This window comes from Vibrio sp. 947 (assembly GCF_033339115.1).
In the GTDB taxonomy this organism is placed as follows: Bacteria; Pseudomonadota; Gammaproteobacteria; order Enterobacterales; family Vibrionaceae; genus Vibrio; species Vibrio alginolyticus.
On sequence record NZ_JAWOTX010000011.1, the window covers coordinates 91,895 to 103,822 of the forward strand.

The following is an 11,928-nucleotide window of genomic DNA, read 5'->3' on the forward strand; positions in this document are numbered from 1 at the left end:
CTCCCTCAGGCTATAAGTACCAAACTAGACGAAACTCAAATGTATTGATGTGTCATTACTGCGAACTCGCAGTTTTAATGCATTGTTGACATAAAACCTCGCAACTTCTGTGGGAACCGCTATTTTGGAATGAGATTTGCTAGCCACTTAACAAGCTAAAATGCGTAGCAACCTAACGCTCTTAATCACTAGGACACGACTGTGCTGAAACCAAATATTATTAAAACCAGTGAAAATCCCCTGCAAACCATTGAAGTCGATGTGTACGACGAGTACGGCGAAAAGCTCACGAAGCAAATCGCTTGCGAGCGTCCTCTTACGGTCATGCTGAACTGGAAAGAAGTGGTCACGCTCATGACGCTAGGTTCGCGTCCAGAAGCACTAGTACTGGGTTATTTAAAAAACCAAAGCTTCCTGTCCGATCCAGCCGCGATTGAATCCGTTATTATTGACTGGGAAACGCATTCCGCAGCGGTGATTACTAAAGAAAACACTGAACACTTAGAAGGCGCCCTGAAAAAGAAAACCGTCACCTCAGGTTGTGGCCAAGGCACTATGTATGGCAACGTGATGAAGCAGCTTGAAAATTATCAAGTGCCTCAAGTTTCTCTTAAGCAGTCAGAAATTTATTCTGCGCTGGAAGCGTTAACTCATTACAACGACACCTACAAAAAAGCGGGCGCAGTACACGGCTGTGCGGTTTGCAAAGGTAATGAAGTGTTGTCATTTGTGGAAGATGTCGGCCGTCACAACGCAGTGGATACACTTGCAGGTGAGATGTGGCTCAAAGAAGAAACAGGTGAAGATAAAATTTTCTACACAACTGGTCGCCTTACATCAGAGATGGTGATTAAAGTGGCTCAAATGGGCATTCCTGTTCTGCTTTCTCGCTCTGGCGTTACTCAAATGGGGTTAGATCTAGCGAAGCAATTTGGTATTACGACCATTGCGCGTGCGAAAGGTTTGCGCTTCCAAGTGTTTACAGGAGCCGACAAGGTTGAATTTGATGTAAAAGGCAACCAATAACACCTTTTCAGTGTAAACTAAAACCAATAATGCGGATTCACAGAGGATGTGGACTATGAATAATGACCAATTGTGGAATTTTCTGCTTACGCCCAGCGGTATCATGCTTTCTATGATTATTACCTTTGGCGTGGTCGGGCTCTATGCGTATATAACCGGTCAGTTTAAGGATTAAGGCCAAATATCAAAAAAGCCTCGCTAAATAGCGAGGCTTTTGCTTTTTAAACGCTTTGCGAGTAATTACGCGTCAACACCACGAGATTTTAGGAACTCAGAGTAAGTGCCTTTAAAGTCTGTGATTTTACCATCGCGGATTTCGATAATACGCGTTGCTAGTGAGTCTACGAATACACGGTCGTGAGAGACGAAGAACAACGTGCCTTTGTATTGCTCAAGCGCCGTGTTCAAAGATTCAATTGATTCCATGTCCATGTGGTTGGTTGGTTCGTCCATTAGCAGCATGTTTGGCTTGTGCATCATTAACTTACCAAGCAGCATACGACCTTGTTCACCACCAGACAGTACTTTTACTGACTTCTTAATGTCATCTTGACCAAACAGCATACGACCAAGGAAACCACGAACGACTTGCTCGTCATCACCTTCTTGACGCCATTGACCCATCCAATCCGTTAGATTCATATCTTCTGCAAAGTCATGCGCGTGGTCTTGCGCGTAGTAACCGATGTTTGCATTTTCAGACCATTTGAACTCACCAGCACGCGGTTCAAGTACACCAGCAAGCGTGTTTAGAAGTGTTGTTTTACCCACACCATTTTCACCGATGATCGCAACGCGCTCTCCCACTTCAAAAATTGCATTGAAGTCTGAGAACAAGTCCTCTTCAAAACCTTGGCTCAGGTTTTCTACAATCAGAGCGTTACGGAACAGCTCTTTAGACTGTTCAAAACGAATGAATGGGTTTTGACGACTAGACGCTTTCACTTCGTCCAATTTGATCTTGTCGATTTGCTTCGCACGAGATGTCGCTTGTTTTGCTTTCGATGCGTTTGCAGAGAAACGCGCAACGAACGTTTGTAGCTCAGCGATTTGTGCTTTCTTCTTCGCGTTGTCGTTTAGTAGACGTTCGCGAGCTTGAGAAGCCGCCGTCATGTACTCGTCGTAGTTACCAGGGTAAACGCGTAGCTCACCGTAGTCCAAGTCAGCCATGTGTGTACATACTGAGTTTAGGAAGTGACGGTCGTGCGAAATGATGATCATTGTGCAGTTACGCGCGTTTAGCGTGTCTTCCAACCAACGGATTGTGTCCATGTCCAAGTTGTTGGTAGGTTCGTCAAGAAGCATCACATCTGGGTCTGCGAATAGAACCTGCGCTAGAAGCACACGAAGTTTCCAGCCTGGTGCTACTTCACTCATTAGACCGAAGTGTTGCTCCATTGGGATACCTACAGCAAGAAGAAGCTCGCCCGCTTTGGCTTCTGCCATGTAGCCGTCCATTTCAGCAAACTGAACTTCTAAGTCAGCCACTTTCATGCCGTCTTCTTCACTCATTTCAGCAAGTGAGTAGATACGGTCACGCTCTTTCTTCACTTCCCATAGCTCTTTATGACCCATGATAACGGTATCGATTACCGTAAATTCTTCGTAAGCGAACTGGTCCTGGTTCAGTTTTGCAACGCGCTCGTTTGGATCGTAGCTTACGTTACCACTGGTTTGCTCAAGCTCGCCGCTGAGGATCTTCATAAAGGTTGATTTACCACAACCGTTAGCTCCAATTAAGCCATAGCGATTGCCTTCGCCGAACTTAACTGAAATGTTTTCGAATAGCGGCTTAGCGCCGAATTGTTGAGTAATATTCGCTGTGGAGATCAAAACCTTTACCTTAGCAATTGGGGTGTATTTAGAAAAACCGGGCAACGGTACTTGTTCATGCTACATACTGCAAGTGTTGTTTTTATTAATTCACTCCAAGTAAAATCATTGTAAGGTTTCTAAGAAGCAAAAGCGCAAACATAAATGCGTCATTAAATACAAAAAAGAGCCACTATCGTCAGTGGCTCTTTTTCCATTAATACTTCAAAAAAGTGACTAAGCGATGTTCGTCACCTCTAGGATCAGTTCGGCTTTTTTAGGTAAATAAATACTGAATTTACTGCCTTTTCCCCATTCAGACTCTGCTTTTAACTCACCACCCGTTTGGCTGAGAATACTTTGGGAGACCGATAGCCCTAACCCTGTGCCTTCTCGTTTCGTTGTGTAAAATGGCGAGAAGATTCGACTCAAGTTTTCTGGTTTAATACCGCAGCCCTCATCGATAACATGAATCGCGGCTCCTTTCACTTCTCCCTCGTCAATCCAGTCTTCACTGACTACTGTTAACATGCCTTTACCGCTCATTGCGTGAATGGCGTTCATTTGCAAATTAACTAAGATTTGTAGCAAGTGGTGACGGTTTATCTCAACGGACGTATGCGCTTGTAGGTCAGTCACAAACTCAACGTCGCGTTTCTTGGTGCCAGTTTTAACCAAGGTGATGCTTTCATCAATGATAGGATTGACATGTTGCCAAGTGATTTCATCTTGAACACCGCCTTGGCGACTGTATTGCAATAAACTGCGTGTGATATTGCGGATACGATCAATTTGCGCGTGAATCGCATCAATTTCTTCTTGTACTCGACTTGCATCGTCACCCAATTCAAAATGGATCAATTCTACGTTGCCAAGAATCACGGCGGTTGGGTTATTAATTTCGTGAGCAATCCCCGCGGTGAGTTCTCCCAATGCTGCCAGTTTTTCATGAACAACGAGTTTGTCGCGAGTTTGGTTAAGCAATTGAATATGCAGCTCAAGATCTTGGGTTTTTTCTCTCAGGCTTGCCGTACGCTCTTGAACTTTGCATTCAAGTTGAGCTGCGGAGTTTTTCAGTTCAATTTTGCGCTCTTCTAGCGCGTCTAACATATCATCAAACTGTCTGGCTAACTGCGCAAGTTCATGATCGGCATCTAATCCTAACGGGCCAATCCGTTTTTCTTTACCTTGTTGGACCTGCTTCACCACTTTGTGAATGCGTTCGATCGGTCGAAACAGATCATAAGAACCGCGATATACCATCACGCCAGAAACCAGCAATAACATAACCGTAATCAAGCTGATTTCGGCAATGTTGGTCATGTAGGCTTTAACGAATGGCCACATTAGGTAACCGGTATAAAGCATACCAATGACGTTGTCGTATTGGTCTTTGATCGGTTGATACGCCGTAATATACCAAGCGTCATACACATATGCTCGGTCAACCCACTGTTCACCCTTCGAAAGTACTTGGTTATACACTTCTGCGCTCACGCGAGTGCCTATGGCGCGCCCTAGTCTATGATCGCTGTCTAGAGGAACGTTGGTGCTCACACGCAAATCATCGAGAAATACCGTCAACGTACCCACAGGGCGAAGGCGGTCATTATCACTTAAGTAAATGAGATCGCGGATTTGATCCACCAGCACTGTGCTGTTGTTAAGGAGCAAACCACCATCAAGAAAGCCGATCAAATCGTTCGCTTGGCTGTATACCGGAATCACGGTTCGACTGACTAACCCACGCACTTCCCTGTCACCATCAGCAAGAATAGGCACTTCAGCTCGTTTGGCGAGTTCAGGATCGAGGCGTTCGAGTTCTTCTTTATTGAGTACATCAAAAAACGATTCGCGCTTGGTGAGATCCATAAAGCGGAATTTGTTTTCCATGGAATTAACGCGTTGGAAAGAGAGAAAATCTAAAGCATATCTTTTCTTCTGCTCTGTGACCCACTTTTGCAGGTCACCTTGTGGCGTTCCTTGATTAATGCGAATACGGAAATCGTACGAATCGGCAAACGCCCGCACGTAATTGGCTTGCTTTTGCTGTAACAACGTTACGCTGTTATTTGCAACACCAAGACGCTCCGAGACATCAAGCAGCGCATTTTGCCACGTGTAATGAATAGACCAATAAATGGTAATGCCGATCAGAGCTAACAATGTGAGGAAAATCGGCGCAGAGGTTAAGAATAACAAGCGATAACGCACCATGGTTTTAAAACGGTGCGTCCATTTTGACAATCCTTTGTACTGTGGGCCGTTAGTCGGCATATTCCTCATCCTCAGAATCCCATTCTTTGTATTTACGTTCTAAGGTCTTGCGAGCTACGCCCAAATCACGAGCAGCAGCAGACTTATTGCCTTCATGCAAGTTAACGACTTGTTTAATATGTGCTTTCTCGACTTCTTTTAACGTCCAGCTGTTTGGATAGCCTTCGCCAGTAAATTCTTTGCCTTCTCTAAAGGTTGGTAACTCAGCAGAGTGAGAAACAGTAATCGATACATTAGGCAGTGAATGCCCGCCATTCAGCTCTCGCCAATAGTGTGCAGGTGGTTTGCCAAGCAAGATACAACGCTCAATCAAGTTTTTCAGCTCACGAATGTTTCCCGGCCAATCGTACTCACTCATGGCTTCCATGTCCTCGTGCGCCCATTTGGGCGCAGGCATACCGAGCTCGCGCGTCAGCATGTTGCTGAAAAATGGCACCAACTCAAATAAGTCGGTTTTGCGCTCTCGCAGCGGACACACTTCAATTTTCAGAACGTTTAAACGGTAATAGAGGTCACTGCGGAAATTACCTTGATTGACCTCTTCTTGCAGGTTTCGGTTGGTTGCCGCTACGATACGGACATCAATACTGATCTCTCTTTCTGAACCGACAGGGCGAATCGTACGCTGCTCTAACACACGTAATAATGATGCCTGCATTGCAAGTGGCATCTCCCCGATTTCGTCAAGAAATAAGGTGCCACCGTTAGCAACACGGAACAAACCTTCACGCGATTTTTTTGCACCGGTAAACGCGCCCGATGTATGACCAAACAACTCACTCTCTAAAAGCTCAGGTGCAATCGCGCCGCAGTTGATTGGCACAAACGGGCCCGTTCTCCCACTCGCCTGGTGGATACCTCGTGCAACTAGCTCTTTACCCGTACCCGACTCACCTTCCACCAAAACAGAAGCGCGTGATGGTGCAAATTGGTTAATAAGTTGCTTAAGCAGGCGCGTTTTTTCTGAGCCGCCGATGATCTCTGAGGTATTGTGACGTTGGTAATCGCGTGTCATGGCGTACTGCATGCGTTCGTTCAAACGGCGATCCATACAGCGACTGACCGCTTTTAACATCTGCTCAAGGTTGAATGGTTTGAGGATAAAGTCGGAAGCACCGAGCTGTAGCGCTCGAATGGCAATTTCTAAATCCGCATAACCCGTCATAAAAATCACATCGGCACGTTTGTCATCATCTTCAAACGCTTCTTCCCACTCAATTCCAGAACGCCCTGGCAGATTAATATCCAGTAAGATCAGATCATAATGTCGAGAATTACGCAGTTGTTCTGCTTCTTCGATGCTACCAGCTGTATCGACATGTGAAAAAAGCTTACCCAATGCCTTTTTCAAGATGGCTTGCATGCCTAATTCATCATCGACGACCAGTACGGAAAAGGCGCTATATTGTTGGTTTGTACTAAGATGGGATTGAGTAGACATATTTACCCCAGATGGATTTCGATGGGACAGAGTGTACCAAGTTTAAACAGAGATACCCTACAAAAAGTGCGACATTTTGTACCAACGCAAACTTTTATGCAAATAACCCCATGATTTAGTGCATAAACCAAGCACTTTAAGCTTGTAAAAGGTTGGCATCTTGTTTGCTATAAGGTGGATACGGAGCGCATTTAAGTGATCTCAGGATGTTGATGTTTGCTTATTCCAACACCCTAAGACAACTTGCGTATTACGCTAATCGCTCTCGTCCAAAAAGGCTTCTCCCTAAAACCTGGAGAGATTCCAAAGAATCATTGGAAAGGAACACATAAAAATGAAAAAAATTGCGCTAACTCTGGCTGCAACGTCAATCACGCTTGTAAGTTACTCTGCGTTTTCTGCTCAAGACGGAGAACACGTTCGCCTTGCAACCACAACCAGTACTTACCATTCAGGTTTACTTGATTACCTACTTCCACAATTTGAAAAAGACACGGGCTACAAAGTCGATGTTATTGCTGCAGGTACGGGTAAAGCCTTAAAAATGGGCGAAAACGGTGACGTAGATTTGGTGATGACACATGCACCAAAAGCTGAAGGCGCATTTGTTGAGAAAGGCTACGGCGTTTTACCTCGCAAGCTAATGTACAACGACTTTGTGATTGTAGGCCCGAAAGCTGACCCAGCAACAATCAAAAATGACGAAGGCGTGTTAGATGTATTCAAAGAGATCGCAAACAAAAACGCAACGTTCATCTCTCGCGGCGATGATTCTGGTACGCACAAAAAAGAAATGGGCTTCTGGGCTCAAACTAAAATCGAACCGAACTTTGGTGGCTACCATAGCGTAGGTCAAGGTATGGGCCCAACTCTAAACATGGCGTCTGAAATGCAAGGCTACACCATGACGGACCGCGGCACATGGCTGGCTTACCAAAACAAATTGGATCTAGAAATTCTGTTCCAAGGCGATGAAAAACTGTTTAACCCGTACCAAGTTATTCTTGTTAACCCTGAGCGTTACCCAACGATCAACTACCAAGGTGCGAAGGCATTCAGTGATTGGTTGGTAAACCCTCGCGGACAGGAACTTATCAATGGTTTCCGCCTAAACGGTAAACAACTGTTTGTTGCGAATGCTGAGAGCAAATAACGCAATATGAATCTTGCTGATACAACACTGGAAGCGCTTCGCTTACTGGTGAATTTTGATGCAGACCTATGGGAGATCGTTGCGGTCTCCTTTAGTGTTTCTATTACGGCAATATCCCTAGTGGTATTGCCGGCTATTTTGATGTCCTTTGTACTGGCGTACACCGACTTTCGCGGTAAATGGTTTTTGTTGTCGATCGTAAATACGCTGCAAGCGGTCCCTACTGTGGTGATTGGCCTGTTGCTGTACATGTTGCTGTCGCGTGCTGGCCCTTGGGGAGACTGGCAAATGCTGTTCACTCAGAAGGCAATGATCTTCGGCCAAATGGTGATCTGCTTCCCTGTTTTGGTATCGATGATGCATGGTGCATTACAATCTAGCGACCGTCGTGCAGTGGAAACTGCCATCACGCTGGGCGTCTCCATTCCGCGCTTGGCAGCTACGATGATTTGGGAAACCCGCTTTCCTCTACTTGCGGCTATCATTGCAGGGTTTTCACGTATCGTGACCGAGGTGGGCTGCTCAATGATGGTTGGTGGGAACATTATGGGCGTGACGCGAAATATTCCCACGGCTATCGCAATGGAAAGCAGTAAAGGTGCTTTTGCGCAAGGAGTTGCATTAGGAATTGTATTACTATCTTTAGCGTTGGCTCTAAACTTCTTCTTATCAAGTATGAGAGGCAAAGGCTACCTCAGAACATAGAACATGAAGCAAACAAACGACTCACCATTAACCCCATGTCGAGGCGAATTATGACTATAAAAATCACCGCCGAACAGTTATCCATGCGCTTTAAAGAGCGTGTGCTTTTCCACATCCCTGAGTTAGCCATCGGCCCAAATGATGCCATTTATCTCAAGGGTGACAATGGTGTGGGCAAAACTACCCTACTCAAAATCCTTGCTGGCTTGCTCAAACCCTCTACTGGCGATGTTGTTGCGCCAAAAGATACGTGGCTGAAAAGACTGACGCGTCGCAATGGTCGTGTCGATGTGATTTATCTCCATCAATCCCCTTACCTTTTTGACGGCACTGTATATGAAAACGTAGTCTATGGAGTGAAATATCAACAAGATACGCAAAAAGATAAGCGAGCTCAAGTTATTCACGCGCTGCGCATGGTAGGTTTAGAAACCTTAGCGGACGAACATATTTCCGTGTTGTCCGGCGGTGAAAAACAGCGCGTTGCCATGGCAAGGGCTTGGATCTTAAAGCCGTCGATTTTATTGATGGATGAGCCAAGTGCGTCTTTAGACCAAGAATCCATTGAACGATTGGTAGTGATGGCGAAAGATCTTTTGGATCGTGGTTCCAGTATCGTGGTGACAAGCCATCAGGCCAACGCACTGACCGACTTATGTAAAAAACAGTGGTGGATTAAAGACAAGACTTTGATAGAGTCTCCTCTGTTGTATGTCATACCAAAAGAAACATCCCAAGAGAATACATATGCTTCAACCAACACAAACTAGTTGGGTCATTTTGGCTGGTGGCCAAGCCAGCCGTATGGGTGGAAAAGATAAAGGTCTGATTGAGTTAAATCAGAAGCCACTCATCGAACACGTTATTGAACGTTTATCTCCACAAACTCCACGCATTTTAATTAATGCCAACCGAAACCAAGATGCGTACAGCAAATTTGGTTTCGTATTTAGTGATCAATTCAAAGATTTCCCTGGGCCTATGGGCGGTATTCACGCGGGTTTGATGCATGCTGAAACTGACTGGGTCGGATTTGTACCTTGCGATAGTCCACAAATTAACACCGACCTTGTCGAGCGTTTCTGCCAGTTTGTCAAAGAAGACAGCGATATTTTGGTCGCGCATGATGGTGACCATCAGCAACCTGTTTTTACGCTCTACAACAAGCGCGTACTGCCAAAACTCACCGCGTTTTTAGAACGTGGCGACCGCAAAATCATTCTGCTCTACAAAGAGTGCAACACCAGTTACGTTGACTTTAGCGACTCACCAAACTGTTTCGTCAACTTGAACACTCCGGAAGAACTGGCGCAATTTGGACAATTAGAATCATGAAACACACGCTAAACATTCCTATTCTTGGTTTTGCAGCTTATTCAGGCACAGGCAAAACCACGCTACTTGAAGCCCTATTGCCAAAGCTGACCGAAGCAGGTTTACGCATTGGCATGCTAAAACATGCGCACCACAACTTCGATGTCGATAAGCCGGGTAAAGACAGCTACCGTTTACGCAAAGCTGGCGCATCTCAAATGCTGATTGCTTCTCGCAACCGTTTTGCGTTAATGACAGAAACGCCAGAAGCCGAAGCGGAGTTTGAATTCCTATTAACACGTTTTGATGAAGACATGCTTGATGTGGTTTTGGTCGAAGGCTGCAAAAACATCGCGTTTCCTAAAATCGAATTGCACCGTGAAGAAGTCGGCAAGCCTTGGCTTTATCCAAACGATGAAAACATCATCGCTATCGCTTCAGACGGCGGCGAGTTGGACTCTGAACTGCCACAAATGAACATCAATGATCTTGAAGCGATTGCTCAGTTCGTTATTCAGTATGTTCAAGAAGCGAAAGCACCAAAAAACAAAGAGAAAGAAGCCGCATGTTGCGACACACTTTCTCCTGCTTTCCTTTCTGTGGTTCAAGGCCAAGAGAAAATCCTTTCTTTGGTGAACACGGTTTCGGAAATAGAAGCATGCAAGATTGAAAACGCCTATGGCCGCGTTCTTGCGGAACATATCGTTTCACCAGTAAATGTGCCGCAATACACCAACTCCGCGATGGACGGTTATGCCATCCGCAGTGATGATGTTGACCGTGATAGCTACCAAGTGGTTGCTGAAGTGATGGCGGGCCATGCTTACGATCAGCCTCTGGAAGTTGGTCAAGCAGTTAAGATCATGACTGGCGCACCAACACCACGTAACGGCGATACAGTGGTCATGCGTGAGCAAGCCACTCAAGAAGGTGACAAGGTCACTTTTAACGGTGCGAATATCAAAGCAGGCCAAAACGTTCGTCAAGCAGGTGAAGATCTCGCTATCGGCAGTGACGTCTTTACCGCAGGCACTCGCCTCGCCTCTCCAGAAATGGGCATGATCGCTTCGCTTGGCTTTGGTGAAGCGAATGTATTCCGAAAATTGAAAGTTGCCGTGTTCTCCACCGGTGACGAAGTACAAGCGCCGGGAACAGAGCAAAAAGCGAATTCTATCTACGATTCCAACCGTTTTACCATCATGGGCATGCTTGAAAAGCTCGGCTGCGAGATCTTGGACTTCGGTATTCTGGAAGACAACGAACAGTTAATGATTGAAGCATTGGAAAACGCATCGGCGCAAGCGGACGTGGTTATGACTTCTGGTGGCGTATCCGTTGGTGATGCGGATTACATCAAACTTGCCTTGGATAAACTTGGTCAAATCGATTTTTGGCGAATCAACATGCGTCCGGGACGTCCATTAGCGTTTGGTCAAATCAACAACAAGCCGTTCTTTGGTCTGCCGGGCAACCCTGTTGCCGTGATGGTTTCATTCATCAACTTTGTCGAGCCTGCACTGCGTAAGATGCAAGGCGAACAAGGCTGGAAGCCTCTGAAAGTGAATGCCATCGCGACTGAAAACCTTCGCTCTCGCCAAGGTCGTACCGAGTTTAGTCGAGGAATCTATGAACTGGATAACACTGGCCGTTTAACCGTTCGTACAACAGGCAAGCAAGGCTCTGGTATTTTACGCTCAATGAGTGAGGCAAACTGTTTGATCGAAATCTCCCCAGCTATTGATACAGTAAAAGCGGGAGAAAGCGTGACAATTATCCCACTTCAAGGCAGAATCTAGCTCAAACTAGAAATTCAAAGGTCAGCGAGTTTGGCCTTTTTGTTTAATATACAGAAACCTTTTCAGAGAGACAGCTATGGCTCGCACCATTCTTTACACTTACAAAGACCAAGACAAAGAACTGACGTTCTCATACCAGCAACACCGCAACATTCAAGAAGCAGTTGCAGAAGCCGAAGGTATCGATATCACTGAGTTCCTAAAGATGGAGCAACAAATCGAAGCAGTGTCTGACACTAAAGCGGTGCGAAACTACCGCGACAACTACTTCAGAAAATTAGGCTTTAGCAAAATCACCCTAGCTCAAAAAGAAAACCTGGGCGTAGGCAAAAAGAACAAATAAGCTTAGCTGCAAACAGAAAACTCACGATTCGTCGTGAGTTTTTTATGCATGCTACTTTTGT

Annotated in this window: 10 protein-coding genes; 7 read left to right on the forward strand and 3 right to left on the reverse strand. The window is 45.6% G+C overall.

Annotated features, from left to right (window positions below):
* Positions 1–201 precede the first annotated feature (201 nt).
* Complete coding sequence (locus tag R7Q39_RS15395; RefSeq protein ID WP_005377552.1) at positions 202–1,026, forward strand: formate dehydrogenase accessory sulfurtransferase FdhD; 825 nt, start codon at positions 202–204, stop codon at positions 1,024–1,026.
* A gap of 240 nt (positions 1,027–1,266) precedes the next feature.
* On the opposite strand, the gene R7Q39_RS15400 is transcribed toward R7Q39_RS15395, so the two are convergent.
* The 3 genes from R7Q39_RS15400 to R7Q39_RS15410 all read right to left on the reverse strand — a co-directional run bounded on the left by R7Q39_RS15400 (position 1,267) and on the right by R7Q39_RS15410 (position 6,556).
* On the reverse strand, positions 1,267–2,859 hold the full coding sequence (locus R7Q39_RS15400) for an ABC-F family ATPase (protein WP_025766654.1): 1,593 nt from the start codon (positions 2,857–2,859) through the stop codon (positions 1,267–1,269).
* A gap of 216 nt (positions 2,860–3,075) precedes the next feature.
* A complete protein-coding gene (locus R7Q39_RS15405) occupies positions 3,076–5,115 on the reverse strand; it encodes a cache domain-containing protein (RefSeq protein WP_047102277.1) in 2,040 nt (679 codons plus the stop codon).
* Entirely contained in the window at positions 5,105–6,556 is a 1,452-nt protein-coding gene (locus R7Q39_RS15410) for a sigma-54-dependent transcriptional regulator (RefSeq protein ID WP_017820677.1), read from the reverse strand. Before R7Q39_RS15410 ends, R7Q39_RS15405 begins: the two co-directional genes overlap by 11 nt.
* A gap of 334 nt (positions 6,557–6,890) precedes the next feature.
* On the opposite strand from R7Q39_RS15410, the gene R7Q39_RS15415 reads away from it, so the two are divergent.
* The 6 genes from R7Q39_RS15415 (at position 6,891) to R7Q39_RS15440 (ending at position 11,867) form a co-directional block, all read left to right on the forward strand.
* The gene (locus R7Q39_RS15415; protein ID WP_171342966.1) at positions 6,891–7,709 is read left to right on the forward strand and encodes a substrate-binding domain-containing protein; all 819 of its coding nucleotides are present in this window, start codon (positions 6,891–6,893) and stop codon (positions 7,707–7,709) included.
* A 6-nt stretch (positions 7,710–7,715) separates the two neighbouring features.
* Positions 7,716–8,414, forward strand: coding sequence for an ABC transporter permease (locus R7Q39_RS15420; protein WP_005389524.1), 699 nt, complete (start codon positions 7,716–7,718; stop codon positions 8,412–8,414).
* Between the two features lie 50 nt (positions 8,415–8,464).
* On the forward strand, positions 8,465–9,184 hold the full coding sequence (locus R7Q39_RS15425; protein ID WP_213896319.1) for an energy-coupling factor ABC transporter ATP-binding protein: 720 nt from the start codon (positions 8,465–8,467) through the stop codon (positions 9,182–9,184).
* Positions 9,162–9,749: a molybdenum cofactor guanylyltransferase MobA gene (gene mobA / locus R7Q39_RS15430; protein ID WP_171342967.1), complete on the forward strand. Its 588-nt coding sequence runs from the start codon at positions 9,162–9,164 to the stop codon at positions 9,747–9,749. Before R7Q39_RS15425 ends, mobA begins: the two co-directional genes overlap by 23 nt.
* Positions 9,746–11,524 (forward strand): bifunctional molybdopterin-guanine dinucleotide biosynthesis adaptor protein MobB/molybdopterin molybdotransferase MoeA, encoded by a 1,779-nt coding sequence (locus R7Q39_RS15435; RefSeq protein WP_206949511.1) that lies wholly within the window; start codon positions 9,746–9,748, stop codon positions 11,522–11,524. Before mobA ends, R7Q39_RS15435 begins: the two co-directional genes overlap by 4 nt.
* Positions 11,525–11,600: 76 nt before the next feature.
* On the forward strand, positions 11,601–11,867 hold the full coding sequence (locus R7Q39_RS15440; RefSeq protein ID WP_005377584.1) for a DUF2960 domain-containing protein: 267 nt from the start codon (positions 11,601–11,603) through the stop codon (positions 11,865–11,867).
* Positions 11,868–11,928 lie beyond the last annotated feature (61 nt).

What these genes read in the sequence shown, in the direction of transcription:
- R7Q39_RS15405 (WP_047102277.1), bottom strand. Translation starts at nt 5,115, where the DNA reads ATGCCGACTAACGGCCCACAGTACAAAGGATTGTCAAAATGGACGCAC.
- R7Q39_RS15425 (WP_213896319.1), top strand. Translation starts at nt 8,465, where the DNA reads ATGACTATAAAAATCACCGCCGAACAGTTATCCATGCGCTTTAAAGAG.
- R7Q39_RS15410 (WP_017820677.1), bottom strand. Translation starts at nt 6,556, where the DNA reads ATGTCTACTCAATCCCATCTTAGTACAAACCAACAATATAGCGCCTTT.
- R7Q39_RS15435 (WP_206949511.1), top strand. Translation starts at nt 9,746, where the DNA reads ATGAAACACACGCTAAACATTCCTATTCTTGGTTTTGCAGCTTATTCA.
- mobA (WP_171342967.1), top strand. Translation starts at nt 9,162, where the DNA reads ATGCTTCAACCAACACAAACTAGTTGGGTCATTTTGGCTGGTGGCCAA.
- R7Q39_RS15440 (WP_005377584.1), top strand. Translation starts at nt 11,601, where the DNA reads ATGGCTCGCACCATTCTTTACACTTACAAAGACCAAGACAAAGAACTG.
- R7Q39_RS15420 (WP_005389524.1), top strand. Translation starts at nt 7,716, where the DNA reads ATGAATCTTGCTGATACAACACTGGAAGCGCTTCGCTTACTGGTGAAT.
- R7Q39_RS15415 (WP_171342966.1), top strand. Translation starts at nt 6,891, where the DNA reads ATGAAAAAAATTGCGCTAACTCTGGCTGCAACGTCAATCACGCTTGTA.